This window comes from Streptomyces mesophilus, assembly GCF_011044995.1.
In the GTDB taxonomy this organism is placed as follows: Bacteria; Actinomycetota; Actinomycetes; order Streptomycetales; family Streptomycetaceae; genus Streptomyces; species Streptomyces mesophilus.
Genome location: NZ_JAAKZW010000008.1, coordinates 1 through 20,004 on the forward strand (window position 1 = coordinate 1; position 20,004 = coordinate 20,004).

The 20,004-nt window shown below is 70.7% G+C and carries 22 protein-coding genes and 7 tRNA genes; 17 read left to right on the forward strand and 12 right to left on the reverse strand.

Annotated features, from left to right (window positions below):
* On the reverse strand, positions 1-955 hold a 955-nt coding region (locus G6045_RS04615), incomplete at its 3' end, for a serine/threonine-protein kinase (RefSeq protein ID WP_235967561.1).
* Positions 956-1,158: 203 nt separating this feature from the next.
* On the opposite strand from G6045_RS04615, the gene G6045_RS04620 reads away from it, so the two are divergent.
* From G6045_RS04620 to G6045_RS04635, 4 genes are all read left to right on the forward strand, one after another.
* Positions 1,159-1,422 (forward strand): hypothetical protein, encoded by a 264-nt coding sequence (locus G6045_RS04620; protein WP_165330498.1) that lies wholly within the window; start codon positions 1,159-1,161, stop codon positions 1,420-1,422.
* Positions 1,423-1,610: 188 nt separating this feature from the next.
* Positions 1,611-1,817 carry a hypothetical protein gene (locus G6045_RS04625; protein ID WP_165330499.1) on the forward strand — a complete coding sequence of 69 codons (207 nt, stop codon included), beginning with the start codon at positions 1,611-1,613 and terminating at the stop codon, positions 1,815-1,817.
* Positions 1,818-1,995: 178 nt separating this feature from the next.
* Entirely contained in the window at positions 1,996-2,940 is a 945-nt protein-coding gene (locus G6045_RS04630; protein WP_165330500.1) for an aminoglycoside phosphotransferase family protein, read from the forward strand.
* Between the two features lie 85 nt (positions 2,941-3,025).
* Complete coding sequence (locus tag G6045_RS04635; protein ID WP_165330501.1) at positions 3,026-3,313, forward strand: TFIIB-type zinc ribbon-containing protein; 288 nt, start codon at positions 3,026-3,028, stop codon at positions 3,311-3,313.
* A 66-nt stretch (positions 3,314-3,379) separates the two neighbouring features.
* Here G6045_RS04635 and G6045_RS04640 read toward each other — a convergent pair.
* The 5 genes from G6045_RS04640 to G6045_RS04660 all read right to left on the reverse strand — a co-directional run bounded on the left by G6045_RS04640 (position 3,380) and on the right by G6045_RS04660 (position 3,875).
* Positions 3,380-3,451: transfer RNA gene (locus G6045_RS04640), tRNA-Val, on the reverse strand.
* Positions 3,452-3,483: 32 nt separating this feature from the next.
* A tRNA-Val gene (locus tag G6045_RS04645) sits at positions 3,484-3,555 on the reverse strand.
* 57 nt (positions 3,556-3,612) lie between these two features.
* Positions 3,613-3,687 (reverse strand) — tRNA-Val (locus G6045_RS04650).
* Between the two features lies 1 nt (position 3,688).
* Positions 3,689-3,762: transfer RNA gene (locus G6045_RS04655), tRNA-Cys, on the reverse strand.
* Between the two features lie 40 nt (positions 3,763-3,802).
* Positions 3,803-3,875, reverse strand: a tRNA-Gly gene (locus G6045_RS04660).
* 153 nt (positions 3,876-4,028) lie between these two features.
* On the opposite strand from G6045_RS04660, the gene G6045_RS04665 reads away from it, so the two are divergent.
* Genes G6045_RS04665 through G6045_RS04675 form a run of 3 tightly spaced genes read left to right on the forward strand, consistent with a single transcriptional unit; the run spans position 4,029 to position 6,760 of the window.
* Positions 4,029-5,066, forward strand: a complete 1,038-nt coding sequence (locus G6045_RS04665) for a chorismate-binding protein (RefSeq protein ID WP_165330502.1) — start codon at positions 4,029-4,031, stop codon at positions 5,064-5,066.
* On the forward strand, positions 5,063-5,878 hold the full coding sequence (locus tag G6045_RS04670) for an aminotransferase class IV (RefSeq protein WP_165330503.1): 816 nt from the start codon (positions 5,063-5,065) through the stop codon (positions 5,876-5,878). The genes G6045_RS04665 and G6045_RS04670 overlap by 4 nt, the downstream gene beginning before the upstream one ends.
* A 60-nt stretch (positions 5,879-5,938) precedes the next feature.
* Positions 5,939-6,760: a GNAT family N-acetyltransferase gene (locus G6045_RS04675; protein ID WP_165330504.1), complete on the forward strand. Its 822-nt coding sequence runs from the start codon at positions 5,939-5,941 to the stop codon at positions 6,758-6,760.
* Positions 6,761-6,820: 60 nt separating this feature from the next.
* Here G6045_RS04675 and G6045_RS04680 read toward each other — a convergent pair whose 3' ends face one another.
* A complete protein-coding gene (locus G6045_RS04680; RefSeq protein ID WP_165330505.1) occupies positions 6,821-7,336 on the reverse strand; it encodes a DsbA family protein in 516 nt (171 codons plus the stop codon).
* A 178-nt stretch (positions 7,337-7,514) separates the two neighbouring features.
* On the opposite strand from G6045_RS04680, the gene G6045_RS04685 reads away from it, so the two are divergent.
* Positions 7,515-7,961: a hypothetical protein gene (locus tag G6045_RS04685; protein WP_165330506.1), complete on the forward strand. Its 447-nt coding sequence runs from the start codon at positions 7,515-7,517 to the stop codon at positions 7,959-7,961.
* 141 nt (positions 7,962-8,102) lie between these two features.
* Positions 8,103-8,282, forward strand: coding sequence for a hypothetical protein (locus tag G6045_RS04690; protein ID WP_165330507.1), 180 nt, complete (start codon positions 8,103-8,105; stop codon positions 8,280-8,282).
* A 56-nt stretch (positions 8,283-8,338) separates the two neighbouring features.
* Here G6045_RS04690 and G6045_RS04695 read toward each other — a convergent pair whose 3' ends face one another.
* Entirely contained in the window at positions 8,339-8,905 is a 567-nt protein-coding gene (locus G6045_RS04695; RefSeq protein WP_165330508.1) for a CGNR zinc finger domain-containing protein, read from the reverse strand.
* A 266-nt stretch (positions 8,906-9,171) separates the two neighbouring features.
* Positions 9,172-9,585, reverse strand: coding sequence for an SsgA family sporulation/cell division regulator (locus G6045_RS04700; protein WP_003959770.1), 414 nt, complete (start codon positions 9,583-9,585; stop codon positions 9,172-9,174).
* A gap of 191 nt (positions 9,586-9,776) precedes the next feature.
* Between G6045_RS04700 and G6045_RS04705 the strand changes: the two genes are divergently transcribed.
* Together G6045_RS04705 and G6045_RS04710 are read left to right on the forward strand one after the other, a co-directional pair.
* Positions 9,777-10,250, forward strand: coding sequence for a TIGR02611 family protein (locus G6045_RS04705; RefSeq protein WP_165330509.1), 474 nt, complete (start codon positions 9,777-9,779; stop codon positions 10,248-10,250).
* A 62-nt stretch (positions 10,251-10,312) separates the two neighbouring features.
* Positions 10,313-10,384, forward strand: a tRNA-Val gene (locus tag G6045_RS04710).
* A gap of 110 nt (positions 10,385-10,494) precedes the next feature.
* Here the strand turns inward: G6045_RS04710 and G6045_RS04715 are convergent.
* A complete protein-coding gene (locus tag G6045_RS04715; RefSeq protein ID WP_206343265.1) occupies positions 10,495-12,972 on the reverse strand; it encodes an SCO7613 C-terminal domain-containing membrane protein in 2,478 nt (825 codons plus the stop codon).
* A gap of 88 nt (positions 12,973-13,060) precedes the next feature.
* Here G6045_RS04715 and G6045_RS04720 point away from each other — a divergent pair, with 88 nt between their 5' ends.
* Positions 13,061-13,507, forward strand: coding sequence for an SRPBCC family protein (locus tag G6045_RS04720; RefSeq protein WP_165330510.1), 447 nt, complete (start codon positions 13,061-13,063; stop codon positions 13,505-13,507).
* Positions 13,508-13,558: 51 nt separating this feature from the next.
* Positions 13,559-13,630: transfer RNA gene (locus tag G6045_RS04725), tRNA-Val, on the forward strand.
* Positions 13,631-13,682: 52 nt separating this feature from the next.
* Here G6045_RS04725 and G6045_RS04730 read toward each other — a convergent pair.
* Positions 13,683-14,408: a 3'-5' exonuclease gene (locus tag G6045_RS04730; RefSeq protein WP_165330511.1), complete on the reverse strand. Its 726-nt coding sequence runs from the start codon at positions 14,406-14,408 to the stop codon at positions 13,683-13,685.
* A gap of 219 nt (positions 14,409-14,627) precedes the next feature.
* Between G6045_RS04730 and G6045_RS04735 the strand changes: the two genes are divergently transcribed.
* From G6045_RS04735 to thrS, 3 genes are all read left to right on the forward strand, one after another.
* Positions 14,628-15,194, forward strand: a complete 567-nt coding sequence (locus tag G6045_RS04735) for a DUF4365 domain-containing protein (RefSeq protein WP_165330512.1) — start codon at positions 14,628-14,630, stop codon at positions 15,192-15,194.
* Entirely contained in the window at positions 15,194-16,402 is a 1,209-nt protein-coding gene (locus G6045_RS04740) for a hypothetical protein (protein ID WP_165330572.1), read from the forward strand. The genes G6045_RS04735 and G6045_RS04740 overlap by 1 nt, the downstream gene beginning before the upstream one ends.
* A 115-nt stretch (positions 16,403-16,517) precedes the next feature.
* On the forward strand, positions 16,518-18,497 hold the full coding sequence (thrS, locus tag G6045_RS04745; RefSeq protein ID WP_165330513.1) for a threonine--tRNA ligase: 1,980 nt from the start codon (positions 16,518-16,520) through the stop codon (positions 18,495-18,497).
* Positions 18,498-18,617: 120 nt separating this feature from the next.
* On the opposite strand, the gene G6045_RS04750 is transcribed toward thrS, so the two are convergent.
* The gene (locus G6045_RS04750; protein WP_165330514.1) at positions 18,618-19,280 is read right to left on the reverse strand and encodes a potassium channel family protein; all 663 of its coding nucleotides are present in this window, start codon (positions 19,278-19,280) and stop codon (positions 18,618-18,620) included.
* A 67-nt stretch (positions 19,281-19,347) separates the two neighbouring features.
* On the opposite strand from G6045_RS04750, the gene G6045_RS04755 reads away from it, so the two are divergent.
* On the forward strand, positions 19,348-19,908 hold the full coding sequence (locus G6045_RS04755) for an HIT family protein (protein ID WP_165330515.1): 561 nt from the start codon (positions 19,348-19,350) through the stop codon (positions 19,906-19,908).
* Positions 19,909-20,004: the final 96 nt, after the last annotated feature.

Below are 20,004 nucleotides of genomic sequence, written 5' to 3' on the forward strand. Positions count from 1 at the left end.
GACCGGGGCGGCGCGGACGCTCGGGGGCGGGACGGCTCTGCGAGACGGACTGCGTCCGCTCGTCGACGTGCGCCGTCGGCCGGTCCGCATCGCGCCGGGGCGCGGGCGGCCGGCTGTCCGTCGGCGACTGCGCCTCACGCGCGGCGATCTCCTTGAGCCGCATCGACAGCTGGAGCGTGCTCGGCCGCTCCTCGGGGTCCTTCGCGAGGCACGCCCGGATGAGCGGTGACAGGGCATCCGGCACCCCTTGCAGCTGCGCCTCCTCGTGCACCACGCGGTAGAGCATCACCTCGGAACTGCCGTGCCCGAAGGGCGAGTCACCCATCGCCGCGTACGCGAGGGTCGCGCCCAGCGAGAACACATCCGTCGCCGCCGTCACCGCCTGCCCGCGTACCTGCTCGGGCGCGAGGAAGCCGGGCGAGCCGACGGCCGTACCGACATGGGTCAGCGTGGAGGCGCCCGTCGCCCAGGCGATACCGAAGTCGATGATCCGGGGGCCCTTGGGCGAGAGCAGGATGTTCGACGGCTTGAGATCGCGGTGCACCACACCCGCCTCATGCACGGCGACAAGGCCCTCGGACAGCGCCGAACCCACCACGGCCACCTCGGCCGCCGTGAGCGGACCCTCGTCGGCCACCTTGTCGTGCAGGGAAGGCCCGGGCACGTACTGCGTCGCGAACCACGGGCGGTCCGCCTCGAGATCGGCCGCCACGAGCCGGGCCGTACAGCCGCCGCGGATCCTGCGTGCCGCCGACACCTCACGGGCGAACCGCGAACGGAACTCCTGATCCTCCGCCAGATCCGGCCGGATCACCTTCAACGCGACCCGCTGCCCCCGCCGGTCGGAGCCGAGATAGACGACGCCCATCCCGCCCGCACCGAGCCGCCGGTGGAGCCTGAACGAGCCGACGACCCGCGGATCCTCGCGCCGGAGCCGCATCATCGCCATGTCCATCCCCGCTGCCTGGCCGCCCTCATGAATGACGAGCCACAGCTTACGTATTCGCGCTCATTCGCGCGCATAGGCCGCGCCTTCGGCGACAGATCGATTGTCAGTGCCGGGTGGGAGACTTGAAGGGTGGTCAGAAAAGTTGCGGACCAGGGCCGTTCGGGGTGCCCGGTTCGTCAACGGGCCGTCGCAGAAGGGGGATTGGACGTATGAAGGGCGATCGAGTCGAGATAGTCGTGGACGCCGGGGACACGACGAGGACATACGAGGTGGTGGCCAGCCGGGCCGGCCGCCGAGTGGAAACCGCGGTGCGCCGGGGTGTGGTCGAAGTGAGCGAAGTCACGCGCAGCGGCTCCGTGGTGCGCACGGCCCGCTTCATGGCCACCCGCGTCCTCGCGCTGGTCGAGCAGCCGGTCCCGCGCGAACACGCCTCCGAGGAACAGCGACCCCTCCGGGAAGACCCCAAGTCCTAGGACCTCGTCTCCACCCAGGGGAGTACGAAAGGGGCGCGGGGGTCCTCCTGCAGGAGGCCCGGTAATCGGTACGAGGGCATGACGACCGGGGCGGCCCGCGCCCCTAGATTTGAAGTCAAGCGGCGAGTGCAGCACTCGTCCCCCGAGGTCAGACACTCGCCGCTGCCAGACATGACAGGAGAGGGACCATGGCGGACACGGTAGCGCGGGCGATGATCCGCACGCAGGGACGTAAGGCATATGCCGCGTTCAGCGGCAGCCGTTCCGGCCGGCGCCACCCGCTGGTGGCCACGGCCATGGTGCTTCCCCTGGCGGCCCTGCTCGTCGTCGTCTTCGGCGGCTGGGAAGCAGTGGTCACACAGGCGTCGTCCGTGGGCGTGATGCTGGGGCGCTGAGCGGCGCCCCAGGCCCGGAAGAGCGGTCCGGGCGGGGACACACGGCCATAACCCCGTGGGGACGGGGGTGCGGCGGACGGCACAAAGGGCCCGCGCAGCTGGGGAGCTGCGCGGGCTGTGTGCTGCCCGGGGCACGCCGCGTACCCTGCCCGCAGTACGTACGACCTTTGGGGGAGCCGTGTCCGCAGAGCTGGTCCGGGCGCTGGGCACCGCGGCGCGGGTGCGGGCGCATGCGGCGCCGCAGGACTGCGCCTGCAGCACACCCGTCCTCGCGGACCGGTCCGACGGCACCGTGGTGCGGCACGGTGAACTCGTCGTCAAAGCCCACGCCTCCGATACGGAAAGGGCCCGGCTCGACGTCCAACTCGCCGTCGCCGCACACCCGGCGCTCAACGGCATCCTGCTCGCACCGCTGCCGAGCCTGCGGACGGAATTCGACGGCCGCCCCCTCACATACTGGCCGCACGGCACCCCCGTCGACCCCGAACACCCCGAGCGCGCACCCTGGGAAGCGGCCGGCGACCTGCTCGCCCGCCTCCACGGCACGCCCGTCGACGTCCTGCCGGGCCCTCTGTCCCCCATGCGCGGTCCCCTGAAAGCCGCCCGCGCCGTCTCCCGTATCCGAGCCGCCCTCTCCCGTACGCGGGATGCGGCCCTCCATCCCGCAGCCGCCGTCGTCGAACGCGCCTGGGCCACGCTCCCCGCCTGGGCCCGTGCCGAAGCGCCCCTGACGCACGCCGCGGCGCTCTGCCACGGTGACCTCCACCTCGGCCAGCTCGTGCGCCACGAGGGCCGCTGGCTTCTCATCGACATCGACGACCTGGGCACCGGCGACCCCGCCTGGGACCTCGCCCGCCCCGCCGCCTGGTACGCGGCCGGTCTCCTTCTGCCCGACGAGTGGGCCCGTTTCCTCGGCGCCTACCGCGCGGCCGGCGGCCCCGCCGTGCCCGCCGACGAAGACCCCTGGCCCGCACTCGACGTGCCCGCCAAGGCCCTCACGGTCCAGACCGCCGCCCTCGCCGTCGCGAAGGCCGTACGCGAGAACAGAGCGCTCGACGAGGTGGAGGAGACGGTGGTGCGGGCCTGTGACCGTATTGCCGCGCTACCCGCCGAGTTGACCTGAAGATCCCCGAAGTAGTCTGCGGGAGACCGAAGCCGGGCAAAGATTCCGGTGAAACCGTCACGACCGGCGAGGAGTTGAGCCCACGATGCAGTGCCCCAAGTGCCATGCAGCGATGCACACGTACAACCGCAACGGCGTTCAGATCGAGCAGTGCAGCGGCTGCCGCGGGATATTCCTGGACTACGGCGAGCTGGAGTCGCTGACCCGCCTTGAGTCCCAGTGGTCCCAGCAGGTTCCGCCGCCCGCGCCGGCCCCGCAGGCATACCCGGCGCCGCCCGCCCCGGCCTGGGGAGCCCCGCACCACGGCGGTCAGCACGGCCACCACGGCCACCACCGGAACAAGAGCTTCGGCCGGATGCTGTTCTCCTCCTGAGCCCAGGGCCCCGGGCCCCGCGCACGAAGAAGCCCCCGGCCGATCAGGCCGGGGGCTTCTTGCCGGTGCGCGATACTGGGATTGAACCAGTGACCTCTTCCGTGTCAGGGAAGCGCTCTCCCGCTGAGCTAATCGCGCGGGACCACGACCCGCAGGTCGTGAGTGGTGCGTGCGCGATACTGGGATTGAACCAGTGACCTCTTCCGTGTCAGGGAAGCGCTCTCCCGCTGAGCTAATCGCGCGGGGATCCTTGTCAAGCAAGGACCAAGATCTTCAGTTGTCTGTGACTTCGGTACTGCTGGTGCGCGATACTGGGATTGAACCAGTGACCTCTTCCGTGTCAGGGAAGCGCTCTCCCGCTGAGCTAATCGCGCTTGGAGGTGGAGACGGGATTTGAACCCGTGTAGACGGCTTTGCAGGCCGTTGCCTCGCCTCTCGGCCACTCCACCAGGAGTGTGGGGGTTCGGGAAGGATCCCCCTGCTCTTCCGAGCGAACGACGAGGTTCGAACTCGCGACCTCAACCTTGGCAAGGTTGCGCTCTACCAACTGAGCTACGTTCGCCTGCTCCCCGGGGGCTTTCGCGTCCCGGCGACGTGTTGAACTGTAGCGGATTCCAGGGCCAGTACAAAAACTCGTTTACGCAGCGTGCTGCCCTGACACCGGCTCGCGGCGGCCCCGGGGCGAGCCCGGAGAGCCGGTCATAGACTCGCAGCCGTGCACGACCCCGCTCCCATGGCACGCCTCGGCGGCCTCATCGCCACCGATCTGCGCGATGTCACCAGTGATCCCGCAGCTCTCGACTCCACCGGCTTCTGGGCCGTCTCGGCCGACTTCGAGGGCCGTCTCGTCTGCGCCCGCTTCGGCGACGTACGCGAGGCGCCTCCGGTACGTACGGGGCGCTGGCGGGGGCCCTCGGCGGACGCCTGGACGTCTTCCCTGGACCGCGCGGCCTACACCGAGGGCGTACGGCGCGTCCGCGAGCACATCGCGGCCGGCGAGGTCTACCAGGCCAACCTCTGCCGCGTCCTGAGCGCTCCCATCGGCGCCGACGCCGACGTGGACGCGCTCACGGCGGAGCTCGCGCACGGCAACCCCGCTCCGTACGCGGGAACGATCCGGCTTCCGGAGCACGGAGTGGAGATCGCCACGGCGTCCCCGGAGCTCTTCCTGCGCCGTGACGGGCGGACCGTCGAGTCCGGGCCGATCAAGGGCACGGGGCGCACCGAGGCGGACCTCCTGGAGAAGGACCACGCCGAGAACGTGATGATCGTCGATCTCGTACGCAACGATCTCGGCCGGGTCTGCGCCACCGGCTCCGTGACGGTCCCCGAGCTGTGCGTGGTCGAGAAGCACCCGGGGCTCGTCCACCTCGTCTCGACCGTGCGCGGCGAGCTGGCCGAGGGGGCGGGCTGGCCCGAGCTGTTCGCCGCGACCTTCCCGCCCGGTTCGGTCACCGGGGCGCCCAAGTCGAGCGCGCTCAGGATCATCGAGGACCTGGAGACGGCGCCCCGCGGCCCGTACTGCGGCGGGATCGGCTGGGTCGACGCGGACCGGGGGACAGGCGAACTGGCCGTCGGCATCCGCACGTTCTGGATCGACCGCGCCGAGGGCGTGCTTCGCTTCGGTACCGGTGCGGGCATCACCTGGGGTTCCGACCCCGAGCGCGAGTGGCAGGAGACCGAGCTGAAGGCGTCGCGCCTGCTGGCCGTAGCATCGGGAACGTACGGCGCAAGCGGAGGGAACCACGCGTGAAGATCTGGCTCGACGGCGCACTGCAGGAACACGACGAGGCACGGGTCTCCGTCCTCGACCACGGACTGACCGTCGGCGACGGGGTCTTCGAGACCGTGAAGACGGTCGAAGGACGCGCCTTCGCGCTCACCCGCCACCTCGACCGGCTCGCCCGCTCCGCCCGCGGCCTCGGTCTGCCCGAGCCCGACCTCGACGAGGTGCGCCGGGCGTGCGCCGCCGTGATCGAGGCCAACCCGGTGGCGCTGGGCCGGCTGCGCATCACGTACACCGGCGGTATCTCCCCGCTCGGATCCGACCGCGGCGACGTCGGCCAGACCCTCGTGGTCGCCCTCGGCGAGACCGCCCGCAGGCCGGACAGCACCGCGGTGATCACGGTGCCGTGGACCCGTAACGAGCGCGGCGCGCTCACGGGCCTCAAGACCACCTCGTACGCGGAGAACGTCGTCGCCCTGGCCCGGGCCCACGAACACGGCGCCAGCGAGGCGCTGTTCGCGAACACCGTGGACCGGCTCTGCGAGGGCACGGGCTCCAATGTCTTCGTCGTGCTCGACGGCGAGATCCACACGCCGCCCGTCGCCTCCGGCTGTCTCGCCGGCATCACCCGGGCCCTCGCGGTCGAATGGACCGGCGCCAAGGAGACCGACCTGCCCTTCGAGGTCCTGTCCGAGGCCGACGAGATCTTCCTGACCTCGACCCTGCGCGACATCCAGGCCGTCCATCGCGTCGACGACCGTGAACTGGCACCAGGACCGGTCACGGCCAAGGCGATGCGCGTCTTCGACGAGCGTGCCGCGGACGACCTGGATCCCTGAGACGGCCGAAGACCGGCCGGGGGATGACGCGGCGCCCCGGCTCTGGGTAGAACTCCTGTGATGACCACGACCCTGCGGCCCACCGCGCCGCTCCACCGCAGCGCCGACGGCGCCCGCTCCCGCCCGTTCCAGGTCTGCGTGAACAGCCGGCCCGTCGGCGCCATCGAGCTCGCCACCCACCCCGCGTACGGCCCGACCGTGGGCCAGATCCGCTCGCTGCACATCGACGAGCCGGACCGCCGGCGCGGCCGCGGCACGGTGGCCGCCCTCGCGGCCGAAGAGGTGCTGCGCAGCTGGCGCTGCACGCGGGTGGAGGCGCAGATACCGGCGGACGCGGCCACGGCCCTGCGTCTGGCCGGCGCCCTCGGCTACGTCGAGCGCAACCGCGGAATGGCGAAGGAGCTCACCGGCCCCGCGCCCGTGCTGCCGGCGGGGTACCGCGCACGTCCGATGGACGAGGACGAGTACCCGGTCTGGCTCGCCGACACCAAGATCAAGTACGCCAGGACATGGATGGACCGCGGCGTGCCCGAGGAGCAGGCCTACGCCAAGTCCGAGAGCGACCATGCCCGGCTGCTGCCCGACGGCCTCGGTACGCCGGACATGTGGTTCACCTGCCTCCTGGACGGCGACGACGTGGCGGGCATCATCTGGGTCGCCGGCCAGGAGGAGGGCCGCTATGTGTACTGGGTGCAGGTCGAGGAGGCGTACCGCGGCCGGGGTCACGGCCGCACCCTGATGCTCCTCGCGGAGCACGAGGCCCGCCAAGCAGGCGTCGAGCGCATCGCGCTGAACGTCTTCTCGGACAACACTCCGGCCCGCCGGCTCTACGAATCCCTCGACTACCGGCCGGTCTCACACAGCGTGTACAAGCCGCTCTGAGGGTTCTGTACGGGCCCCCTCGGAGCGTCGGAGGGGGCCCGGGGCAGCCAAGAGCCGGTCCTAGGCGGCCAGGAGCCGGTCCACGATCGTCTCGATGCGCTCGCGCAGCCCCTCCTGGCTCTGCCCGCCGTCGAGGCGCTCGCCGTCGATGACGTACGTGGGCGTGCCGGTCACGCCGATCGCCTTGCCCTCGGCCTGGTCCGCGTCCACGATCAGCGTGTGCCGGCCGTCGATCAGCGCCGTGTCCAACTCCTCGGCGTCCAGGCCCAGTTCACGCGCCACGTCGAGCAGCACCTGCTCACCGGCCGAGTCGAACTCCGCGACCCGCGCGAGGACCGCCTCCACGAACGGCCAGCCCTGCCCCTGGTCGAGGGCTTCCTCGGCGGCCTGGGCGGCGGCGTACGCGTGCTTGTGCTTGTCCAGCGGGAAGTGGCGCAGACGCAGCTCGAGCCGGTCGCCGTACCGCTCGCGCAGGGCGTGCAGGTCTTCGAGGGCGGTGCCGCAGTCGGAGCACTGGAGTTCGCACCAGACGTCGAGCACGGGACGGGCGGGGCTTGCGGGGGCGGAGTCGTTCATGGGGTCAGTCTCCCAGGGGCGGACGCACCGACCCAACCCGGACCTGCGGAGGAGATGAACCCCGAGTTCTCCCTGAGGTGGCTCCGGATCGTGGCCCCGGAGCCGGGGAACGGTGCACGATGGAGGGGACCCTCGGCGAATATTCCGCCGAGGACCGAACCCATCGCTGGAGGGCCGGATGCTTGCCGAGACCATCTGTTCCGCCGTGTCCGCGGCAGGCCTGGGCATCGCCGCGATCACCGCGTATCGCAAGCGATTCCTGGCCGCGACCAGGATCGCCGCCTACTCGCTCGTTCCGGTGGGGCTCGTGATGACGGGCGTGGTCGAGTGGGTCTCCGACCTGGTCTTCAAGCCGTCCACTTGGATCGGTGTCGGCATTCTGGGTCTGTCGTGGGTCCTGTTCATGACCAGCCGCGCCGTCGAACGGCGTACGGGAGTGGGCGGGCGCAAGGAGCGCAAGGCCGCGAAGGCGAGCGGTCGCGAGGCGGCGGTCGAGCCCAGGGCCTCGGCCCCTTCGCTCGGCGCCGGGCGCACCGGCGCCCAGCCGGCGACCCGCCCGAAGTCGACCGCGCCGGCCGAGGATTTCAGCGACATCGAAGCGATCCTCAAGAAGCACGGCATCTGACACAGGCGCGCGTCCGGCCCGCACGCCCCGCACCCGCGGTCACGGGTGCCCGCATAGGTATACGCGAATAAGCGAACTCCCCGCACGAAAGGGTGAGTTGAGGCCCACCGGGCCCCTTGGGTACGTCATCATCGCCCCGAGATGAACACCACCCAGGGCGAGGCCCCCGCGCCCCCCACGAATCCGCCGACAGTCCCCGCTCCCGCCTCCGAACAGCGCGGCTGTCTCTTCGCCCTCTCCCAGCCACCGCTGATGATCTTCCTGGGCGTGATCGGCTGCCTGCTCCTTGCCGCGGCCATGCACGACCTGTTCCTGCTCTGACGCGGGCACCCGGGAGGGCCGGCCTGTTCCGGCTCTGACGCCGGTACCCGGGAGGGTCAGCCCGCCGCTTCCTTGCGCCGGGCGCGGTAGGCGGCCACATGCAGCCGGTTCCCGCAGGTACGGCTGTCGCAGTAGCGCCGCGAGCGGTTACGGGACAGGTCCACGAAGGCCCGCCGGCAGTCCGGCGCCTCACAGCGCCTGAGGCGCTCCTGCTCGCCCGCGACCACGAAGAACGCCAGGGCCATCCCGCAGTCCGCCGCGAGGTGGTCCGCGACCGAGGCGCCGGGCGCGAAGTAATGCACATGCCAGTCGAAGTCGTCGTGGTCGGTCAGCTGCGGTGTGGTGCCGGCCGAGGCCACCAGCTCGTTGATCAGCGCCGCCGCCCGCGCAGCGTCCTTCGCCGCGAACACCTCGCAGAACCGGTCGCGGATCCCCCGCACCGCCGAAAGATCCCGGTCGGTCAGCGCGCTCACGCCGCTGATGTTGTGCTCCCGCACGAAGTCCTCGAGATCGGCGATCAGGGAAAGACCATCGACCCCGTCGGAGCCCTCTTCGTCGGGCGCCGTGTTCACGAGATCGACCACGGCGTCCAGCGCGCACCGGGTGTCGTGGGTGATCAGCACATTCGCTCCCTGCGATGAAGGCCGGGCCGCTGCCCGCCGATTGCTGGCCGATGCTAGCGGCTGTCCCCGCGGCGAACCCCTGCCCGCCTGCCCAGGTCCGCTCCGGACATGCGCGGTGCCTGGATATGCGGTGCTTGTGCCAGGAAACAACGGCGCCGCCGCCGCGGAGGTTCCCGCGGCGACGACGCCGTTCACTGCCTGTATGCGGTTGTCCATGCCCGGACCGTCTCCCCGAGTGGACGGCGCCGGGCTGCTCTCGGACTGGCTCAGCTCTCGGCCAGGATGTGCGAGAGCTCCGTATCCAGATCGAAGTGACGGTGTTCGGTGCCCGGGGGCACGGCGGCGTCGGTCCGCTTCAGGAACGACTCCAGGGCCCGCGCCGGGGCCTCGAGCAATGCCTCTCCTTCCGGGGAGCTCAGGGCGATGCAGACGACGCCCTGACCGTGACTGCGGGACGGCCAGACACGGACATCACCGGTGCCGGTGGGCCGGTGCAGGCCCTCGGCGAGGAGATCGCGGGCGAAGACCCACTCGACGGTCTCCTCCGCTCCGGTGTGGAAGGTTGCGTGCACGGCGTAGGGATCGGCCGTGTCATACCGCAGTCCTGCGGGTACAGGCAGTGAGGACTCGCTCGACACAACGAGGCGCAGGTGCAGCTCGCAGCTGACCGTGGTGTTCATAAGCGCCAGGGCCTTTCGCTCAGTGTGCGCTCGGGGATTCGCACGTCGGCGAAATCGACATGCCACCTACGGTGCCGTTGTAAACCCCTCTGAGGGATTTGAGTCGGTTTTGGTAGCTCGTACAGCGGAGTCCCGGTTCGAGTGATAGAGCCATTCCGGTGAACGGTTTCTGTCCGGTAATGTTTGGCGGCATGAATACGGGGAGTAACGACCAGGGCGAAGCCGTCGGCGCAGCGGCGCAGAAGGACGGCGAAAACGAGGTACACGAGGTACTGGGGACGACCGTGACCGAGGAGGGGCTCGGGTCCAAGGCCCCCGCGTTCATCCAGGCACGCAGGTCGCTGCACCTCAGCTGGCAGGTCGGCGTCTTCGTCGTCGGCCTCGCCGTCGTGATCGCCGGCATCATCATGCTGCCGCTTCCGGGGCCCGGATGGGTCGTGATCTTCGGTGGCATGGCGATCTGGGCCACCGAGTTCGTCTGGGCCCAGCTGGTGATGCGCTGGACGAAGCGGAAGCTCACGGAGGCGGCGCAGCGCGCGCTCGACCCGAAGGTGCGGCGGCGCAACATCATCCTGACGAGCATCGGCCTGGTGGTCATCGGCGTGCTGCTCGGCATCTACCTGTGGAAGTTCGGCTTCACCATGCCGTGGAAGATCGACGAGTGAACCGCTGACCGCGGGGGTGGTCCGGGGCGCCCCTGACGTGCGGTAAAGTTCTTCCTGCGCCCGGGCGATTAGCTCAGTGGGAGAGCGCTTCGTTCACACCGAAGAGGTCACTGGTTCGAACCCAGTATCGCCCACCCGGACAAGAGGTCCGCGAGATTCCGTATCTCGCGGACTTCTTGCATTTCAGGGGTATTTGGCCTTTGGGAGTTGGCGGTTGGCGCTATTCGGGCAAATAGCTCCGCGGTCACTGCATACGGCCCACAAGTTCCCGTAGACGGCGGGCATTTCGCAGGCGTTGTTCGTACGTCGCGCCGAGGGTGAGGAGCAGCATTCCCGCCGCGGCCGGCGGCAGCCAGCGGGGGAGTGCGCCGACCACCTGCACGACGTACGGGGCGAGTTCGTGCAGGGCCACCAGGGCGAGCGTGAGGCCGCCGAGGGCGAGTGGGGCCTGCAGCCGGTGGCGCGCGCCGAGCAGCGTGACGAGCAGGGCCGCCGAGCCGAGCAGCAGCGGGCGCAGCCAGTGCGGATCGCCCCAGGCCGCGGCGAGGCTGGGCAGCAGCGTCACCGCGAGGCCGGGCCCGTACGCCGTCCAGGACGAGACCTCGGTGTCACGGCGGCGGCGCAGGAGTCCGATGACGAGGGCCGGGACGGTCACCGGCAGGGTGTACGCCTCGGGGGTGGTGATGTCCGAGGCGGCCAGGCGGACCCATGTGGCGAGCAGGAAGAGGGCGCCCGCGAGGTACGCCGCGGCAGGGCGGCGGTCGGCGCGCAGGGCTGTGGCCGAGGCGATGACGCCGGCCAGGGCGAGCGTCAGGGACAGGGCGGGCGCATCCGTCGAGGCGAGGCCGAGGGTGAGCGCGGCAGCGCCTGCGCCGGCGAGCTCCACGGGCAGCGCGTACGGCTCGGTGCGCAGACGGGCGCCGAGCAGTGCGGTTGCCGCGGGGACGGCCAGGAGGACGAACGCGGCCTGGTGGGCGGGCAGTTCACCGGCGGACGCGAGGGCCAGGGCCAGGCCCGTGGCGGCGGCGACGGCCGTGACGGCGAGCGTGGACTGTGCCACGCCGTGCGGGTGCAGGGCCGTGGCGGCGATCGTGAGCGTCAGGAGGAGGCCGAGCGTGGTGAACGTGGCCGCTTCGGTCGCCAGGGCGAGCAGGGCCGCAGTCAGGGCGGAGGCGTAGAAGCAGACCAGGGCCGTGGCGGCGAGGGCGCGGCCGGGTGCGGCCGCTGTCGATGGCTGCGGCGCCTTGTCGGCTGCCGGCTCGTGCGCCTCCTCAGGAAGCAGTGCACGGGCCGCGAGGAGCGCCGCGGTCAGGGCGAGTGCCGCCAGCGTGAGGTGTGCGGTGAGCCCCGCCGCGTGGGGGAGGCGGAGCGACAGGGGCAGCGTGGCGAGCCCGGCCCACAGGGCCACTGCGGCGCCGACGGCGGCCGGGGTGCGCCAGGTGCGGCCCTCGCCCCCGCGATACGCGGCCCCGAGCACGGCCGCGACGATCAGCAGCGCGGCGGCCACGGCGAGACCGTCGGCCCCCGCCACCGCCTCACGGTGCGTGGCGCCCTGCCACACCTCGCCGAGCTGCCGCGCCGGGCCGAGCACCGAAGCGCCGAGCGCCGGCACGGTCCAGGCGAGGACCAGGACATGGACGAGGGCGCAGCTCGCGGCGAGGCCCCGCCGTACCGGCCGCGGCAGTGCGCTGCGTACGAGCGTCAATAGGGCCGCCGCGCACAGCAGTTCAGCAACGACCGCCCACTCGCCGGGCAGGAGTGTGCGCAGCACGCCGCCGGTCGCGATGAGGACGGCGAGGGCGGCGACCGCCGCCGCGCCGGTCGCGAGTTCGGTGCGCGGGGAGCGCCAGGCGGCGTGGAGGGCGATCGCGGCGGCGAACAGCAGGTGGCCGGCGGCCTCGGCGGCGGCTGCGGGCGACGCGGCGTCCAGGATCAGTCCCGTGGCCGTGAGCAGGCCGAACACACCCACCGCCGCGGCACCCGCACCGGCCGTCACCCGCGCCGGCACACGCGTGAGATACAGCGCGGCCGTCGTGGACGCGGCCGAGGTGACGAGCAGGGCGGCGCTGAGCAGGTGCGGACCCGCATCCGACGACGCCCACCAGAGCAGCAGCGGAAGTTGGGCGGCGGCCACTCCCGCCGGAAGCGGCAGATGCAGATTCCGTACGAGCAGGCCGTAAGCCGTCCACAGCGCGGCGAGTGCGGCGCACGCGGCGGCCGCGTAGGCGAGCGGGTCGGTGTCCGGCAGGGCGGCGGCGTGCAGGGCGTACGCGTCGAGGACCGTCAGGAGCAGGCCGACCGCCGCGATCGCCTCGGCCGTCGCGGACAGGCCGCGGCGCAGGAGGAACGCGGGCAGCGCCAGCGCGCCCAGGGTGATCGTGCCGAGTACCGCACTGCGCCCGCCGATGCCCATGGAGCCCCAGCTCACGAGGGTGAAGGCGATCGCCGCGATGGCCAGCAGGATGCCGCCCAGGGTCAGCAGGACGTTCTGCACACCAGGGGCAGCGGTCTCGCGCGGAGCGTGCGGACCCGCGGTCCCGGGCCTTGCGTCCGGGCCCGTCGTGGCAGGCGTGCGCGCAGGCCAGGCCGGTGGCGCGCTCTGCTGCAGGACGCTGACCAGCCAGGCCCTGCGGGCCAGCAACTGGGCGCGGCGGGCGTCCAGTCGGGCGAGTTCGACGTCGAGGATGCGCAGTTCCTCGGCCGGCGGCGGAATGCTCGTCATGGCACGGAGTGTGGCCCGGGTCATACGGCCGCGGATGCGCTCATGTACTCATCTCCCGCTGAGTACGTCCCGGGGCGACACTGGAGCCATGGACTGGACCCACTACCGCTTCCGCAGTGTCTGGGACGTGCCGGCGGCGCCGGACGCGGTGTTCCGGGTGCTCGAGGAGGTGGAGGCGTACCCCTCCTGGTGGCGCGAGATCCGCGAGACGATCCGGCACGACGAGGACACCGGGGTGGTGCGGATCCGGTCCTTCCTGCCGTACGAGCTGCTCGTCACCGTCCGCTCCGCACGGCGCGATCCCGAGGCCGGGGTGCTCGAAGTGGCGGCGAGCGGGGACCTGCAGGGGTGGGCCCGGTGGACCGTCTCCTCGTACAACGGCGGCTCGCGTGCGGTGTACGAGCAGGAAGTGCGGGTGCAGCGGGGGCTGATGCGGCGGTTCGCCGTGCCGGGGCGGCCGGTGTTCCTGCTCAACCACGCGCTGATGATGCGCAACGGGAGGCGCGGCCTGGTCGGATACCTGGCTCCGCGGTGAGAACGGGTTTGAACCGGGGCCGTCCCGACCTGTATGGTTCAGTGCGTTCCCGGGCGATTAGCTCAGTGGGAGAGCGCTTCGTTCACACCGAAGAGGTCACTGGTTCGAACCCAGTATCGCCCACCCGGAAGAAGGCCGGTCCGTCGTCGACGGACCGGTTTTTTCGTGTACGGGATCAAGCCGCGGCGGGCAGCTCCGGGCGGAGCGGCCAGGCCGGGTCCACCACTTCCACCGTGCCGCTGCGGGCGAACCAGGCCTGAAGGCCCCGGGCCTGGCCCGCGTGCCACACCGCCTGCAGCGAGTGCAGCTCGGCCGGGTTGAGGCGTTCGAGACGGGCTGCGAAACGGCGGCCTATCGCGCGGATGACATCCAGGGAAGCCCGGGCGTCGGCGGCCGCGTCGTGTGCGCCCGTCAGCTCCACCTCGTAGTGCTCGCACAGATCGGTCAGCGTGCGACGGCCCTTGCGGTAGCGGTCCAGGTGCTTGTCGAGGACGCGCGGGTCGAGCACGCACAGCGGGTGGTTCTCCAGGTAGCGGCCGAGCGACGACGCGCGGTGGCGGCGTAACTCGCGGTCCAGGAGCGTGAGATCGAACGGCGCGTTCATCACCACCAAGGGCCGTCCCGAGGCGTTGAGTTCGGCCAGCTCGCGGGCTATCTCCTCCATGACGGGGGAGGGCCAGCGGCCGTTGCGCTGCAGATGGTCGTCGGTCAGACCATGGACTTCCGTGGCGCCCGCGGGCACCGGTACACCCGGGTTGACCAGCCAGCGGATCGTCCGCGCCCGGGCGCCCGCCGAGTCCTGGACGACGATCGCGGCGGACACAATGCGGTCGCTTTCCACGTCCACGCCCGTGGTTTCGGTGTCGAAGGCGGCCAGGGGTCCCTCGTACCAGCACGTCATAGTGATGCAACTCCCTGTTCACTCCTGGCAGATGATGCGCTACCCCTGCCCCGACCTGGTGATGCCCGGACCGTTTGCGGCGTATGCCGACCGGTCACAACACAAGTGACGGAAACGGCAGTTGACCGCCCGTCGCGGGAGAATCTTTACTTTTCGATCACTCTGGCTTTCCACGCGGGAGCCGGAGGCACCGGCCCCACCCCGGAAGGCTCGTCGACCATGGCGCTCGCGCAGCCCGAAAACAGTGGGCTGCTGCCCGAGCGGACTGCACCGCTGCGCGGCACCCTCGCCACCACCGCCTGCATGGAGACGCTGCAGGTGGGATATCTGCACGCCGTCGCGGCCGCGGCGGGGTGCTCGCTGTCGCAGCCCTTTCCGGACAACGGGATCGACTGGCACGTCAGTCACAGCGCGCCGGGGCATGCGATCGACGACGAGGTCACCATCAAGGTGCAGCTCAAGGCCACGTACCAGATCGCGCCCAACCCCCCGGGCTCCGCCTTCTCGTTCACGCTGGACAACGAGCATCTGGCGAAGCTGGCCCGCACCCCCGTCTCGGTGCACAAGATCCTGGTGGTGATGCTCGTGCCGCGCTCCCAGGAGGACTGGCTCAGAGCGAGCCATGACCGGCTAGATCTGCGGCACTGCTGCTACTGGGTCAACCTCGCCGGCCACCGGATCACCGGCCGGCGCCGGACCACCGTACGCATACCGACCACGCGGATATTCGACGACCGGGCGCTCTGCGAGATCATGACGCGGGTCGGAACGGGAGGCAGGCCGTGATGCAGCACCGTTCGGCCGATGAACCGCTGCGGCCGCACCCGGTCGACGGGTTCGAATCGGCCCCCGCTACGCGGGTAGACCCCGCCGTGCTCAGGGAGTTGCTCGACCGGCACGGCTGGCGGCGGCGCGGTGGCGCCGTCGGGCGCTATGCGCGCTGGACACCGCCCGGGGGCTCTTCCGGTACGAGTCTGCTGGTGCCCGAGAGCCGGGCGTTCCCGGACAGCGAGGACCTGCTCGACGAGGCACTGGTCGCGCTGTCGCGCAGCGCCGCTCCGTCCGCACGCGACGTCCTCGTGGCGCTCGCGCTGCCGAGCGACGAGGTCCGCTGGTCGCGCGATGTACCGGCCGGGCCCGCGGGCACCGCGCCCTGGGCGGCGGAGGAGGAACTGCGGGGCGCCGCAAGGAAGATGCTGATCGCCGGGGCGCTCGCGGTGCGCGAACGCGCCGGGTACTACGGGGCGCGGCACCGGCGGCCGGCCGCAGGGTCGCTGCGTGAGCTTCTTGTCGGGCCCGCGCCCGGCGGGCGTGAACTGACGGCGTTCGTGCCCGTCGAGACCGGCCGCGCTCTCGTCGTACGACTGCATCACGCGCTGTTCGCGGCCAGAGAGGCCATCGACTACCAGCGGGCCACCGGCGGGATGGAGGCCTTCGACACCGCGATCGAGGCCGGGGTGAGCCAGGAGCTGACCGAGGCCGTCGTCGCGCTCGTGCGCGGCACCGAGGGGGCGCGGGTCACCTTCGCCTGGGCGCCGGCGGCCGGGGTGCCCGAGGGCTGCGCGCCGCGGCCCGAGGCGGTGGAGTTCTCGCCAGGTGATCTTCCGGTGCTGCGGGAGGCGGGGGCCCGGTTCCTGCGCGAGGAGCCCGCGCTGCCGGTACGGATCACCGGGACCGTCGTACGGATGCGGCGCAACGGACCGCGGGGTACGGGCACCGTACGGCTGCGGGTCATCGCGGGGGCGGACGTGCCGCACGTGCGGCTGAGCCTGGACGAGGAGGCGTACCGGATCGCGGGTAGTGCGCATCTGGTCGGGCTGCCGATCAGGGTCAGCGGGCGTCTGGAGAGCCGGGGCGGGTTCCGGCGGCTGACCGGGGCGTCGGATGTGGTGCCGGTGCAGGTGGACGAGGCCGTACGGGATCGGATGATGAAGTCGCTGCAGGAGAACCTCGACTTCTTCGAGGAGGCGTGCAGCGGCGAGGACGGGGACTGAGCGCGGGGTGCGGGGGAGCGGGTAACCGTTTCGCGATCGATGGGGTCGGCTCGGTACGATTCGATCTGCGTGGCCATTCGTACGGCGACGCGACCCCTTCAGCTAGGAGAGACCCGTGTCTGACGTCCGTGTGATCATCCAACGCGATTCCGAGCGGGAAGAACGCGTGGTGACTACGGGCACTACGGCCGCGGAACTCTTCGCCGGCGAGCGCACCATCGTCGCCGCCCGTGTCGCGGGCGAGCTCAAGGACCTCGCGTACGAGCTGTCCGACGGTGACGAGGTCGAGGCCGTCGAGGTCTCGTCCCAGGACGGTCTGAACATCCTGCGCCACTCCACCGCGCATGTCATGGCGCAGGCCGTGCAGGAGCTGTTCCCCGAAGCGAAGCTCGGGATCGGCCCGCCCATCAAGGACGGCTTCTACTACGACTTCGACGTCAAGGAGCCCTTCACCCCCGAGGACCTCAAGCGCATCGAGAAGAAGATGCAGGAGATCCAGAAGCGGGGGCAGCGCTTCTCGCGCCGCGTGACCACCGACGAGGACGCCCGCGTCGAGCTCGCCGACGAGCCGTACAAGCTGGAGCTCATCGGCCTCAAGGGCAATGCCGCGCAGGCCGCCGACGGCGCCGACGCCGAGGTGGGCGGCGGCGAGCTGACCATCTACGACAACCTGGACGCCAAGACCGGTGACCTGTGCTGGAAGGACCTCTGCCGAGGCCCGCACCTGCCCACCACCCGTGTCATCCCCGCGTTCAAGCTGATGCGCTCGGCCGCCGCGTACTGGCGCGGCAGCGAGAAGAACCCGCAGCTGCAGCGGATCTACGGCACCGCCTGGCCGTCGAAGGACGAGCTGAAGGCGTACCTGGACTTCTTGGTCGAGGCCGAGAAGCGCGACCACCGCAAGCTGGGCGCGGAGCTCGACCTGTTCTCCTTCCCGGAGGAGCTCGGCCCCGGTCTCGCGGTCTTCCACCCCAAGGGCGGTGTGATCCGCAAGGTCATGGAGGACTACTCGCGCAAGGCGCACGAGACCTCCGGCTACGAGTTCGTGAACACCCCGCACATCTCGAAGGAGAAGCTCTTCGAGATCTCGGGTCACCTGCCGCACTACGCGGAGGGCATGTTCCCGCCCATCGAGTTCGACGAGCAGAACTACCGCCTCAAGGCGATGAACTGCCCGATGCACAACCTGATCTTCAAGTCCCGCGGCCGCTCGTACCGTGAACTTCCGCTGAGGCTCTTCGAGTTCGGCACCGTGTACCGGTACGAGAAGTCCGGCGTCGTGCACGGTCTGACCCGCTCGCGCGGCTTCACCCAGGACGACTCGCACATCTACTGCACCAAGGAGCAGATGCCGCAGGAGCTCGACACGCTCCTGACCTTCGTGCTCGACCTGCTGCGGGACTACGGTCTGACCGAGTTCGAGCTGGAGCTGTCCACCCGCGACGACTCCGACAAGTTCATCGGCACCGACGAGGACTGGGCCGAGGCCACCGAGGCGCTGCGCCTGGCGGCCGAGAAGCAGAACCTGCCGCTGGTCGCCGACCCGGGTGGTGCCGCGTACTACGGGCCGAAGATCTCGGTGCAGGTCAAGGACGCGATCGGCCGGTCGTGGCAGATGTCGACCATCCAGGTCGACTTCAACCAGCCCAAGCGCTTCAACCTCGAGTACACCGCGGGCGACGGCTCGCGTCAGCAGCCGGTGATGATCCACCGGGCGCTGTTCGGCTCCATCGAGCGGTTCTTCGGCGTGCTGCTCGAGCACTACGCGGGTGCCTTCCCGGCGTGGCTCGCGCCTGTGCAGGCCGTCGGCATCCCGATCGGTGACGCGCACGTGGAGTACCTGGAGGAGTTCGCGGCCAAGGCGCGTGAGAAGGGCCTGCGGGTGGAGGTCGACTCGTCCTCGGACCGTATGCAGAAGAAGATCCGCAACCAGCAGAAGGCCAAGGTGCCCTTCATGGTCATCGCGGGCGACGAGGACATGAACGCCGGTTCGGTGTCCTTCCGTTACCGCGACGGCTCCCAGGAGAACGGCATTCCGGTCGACGAGGCCATCGCCAAGATTGCGAAGGCGGTGGAGGAGCGGGTGCAGGTCTGATCCGCTTTTCCTGTACGAGTTGTTCCGTACGAGTTGTTCGTACGAGCTTTTCCGTACGAGTTTCCGCACGAGGCCCTGGGCGCGCTCAACCGCCCGGGGCCTCGTGCCGTTCGCGGCGGGTCAGCGGCGGCCGCGGGCCCTGCGCTTCGCGTCCTCCAGCGTGAAGACCTGGATCAGCCAGGACGAGAACGAACCGGTCACCGCACCGAGCAGCCCCAGGCCGCAGGCCATCAGGCCGACGGCGACCAGACGGCCGACGGGGGTCACAGGCGCCATGTCGCCGTAGCCGACGGTCGAGAGCGTGGTGCAGGTCCACCAGACCGCGTCGCCGAAGGTGCGGATGTCCGCGCCGGGTGCGAGGTGTTCGTGGTGGTAGACGGCCAGGGCGCCGGCGAAGCCGAGCAGCAGGACCGACAGGCCGGCGTAGACCATCACGCGTGCGTACAGGCTCAGGCGCGGTTCGCCGTGGCGCATCTGGATGGCCTCGTAGAGCCGTACGACGCGCAGCGGGCGCAGCAGAGGCAGCAGCAGGACCAGTGTTTCCAGCCAGTGGGTGCGGATGTACTTCAGGCCGCTCCCGGTCATCCGCCAGCGCACCGCGTAGTCCACGGCGAACAGGGCCCAGGCGCCGAGGATCACCGCCATGAAGAAGTGGTGCCATCCCGGTCCCATGTCAGGCGCGAGGACCTTCGTGGCGTAGGCGCCGAGGAACAGCATCGAACCGATGGCGAGCGGGATCTCGGTGCGCCGCCGCCAGCGCTCCTGCGGGCTGTCGTCTTCCATCGGGCCAGCTTCGCCGGAGCGGTCGGCGGGAGGGCCCCGGCGACACGCTCCGAACGGGCGAAGCCATATGCTGCACAGCATGACGAGTGAGCCGGAGCAGCAGATCGGAGTGGGGACCAAGGACGCGTTCCAGCGCCTGTGGACGCCCCATCGGATGGCCTATATCCAGGGCGAGAACAAGCCCACCGGCCCGGGTGCCGAGGACGGCTGTCCCTTCTGCTCGATTCCGGCGAAGTCCGACGAGGACGGCCTTGTCGTGGCGCGTGGCGAGCAGGTGTACGCGGTGCTGAACCTGTACCCGTACAACGGCGGCCATCTGATGGTCGTGCCCTACCGGCACGTCGCGGACTACACCGAGCTGACCGGCCCGGAGACCGCCGAACTCGGCGAGCTCACCAAGCAGGCGATGAGCGCGCTGCGTGCCGCTTCGGGCGCGCACGGGTTCAACATCGGGATGAACCAGGGGACCGTGGCCGGCGCCGGTATCGCGGCCCATCTGCACCAGCACATCGTGCCGCGCTGGGGTGGCGACACCAACTTCATGCCGGTGGTCGGGCACACCAAGATCCTGCCGCAACTCCTCGCCGATACGCGCAAGATGCTGGCGGACGCCTGGCCGGTGGGTTGAGGCGCCCCTGCGGCGTGGGCTTGGCCGGTGGGCCCAGTGGCGTGAGCCCAACGACCTGACCTGCGGGCCCGGTTGGTGATGCGCCGGGCCCGCAGG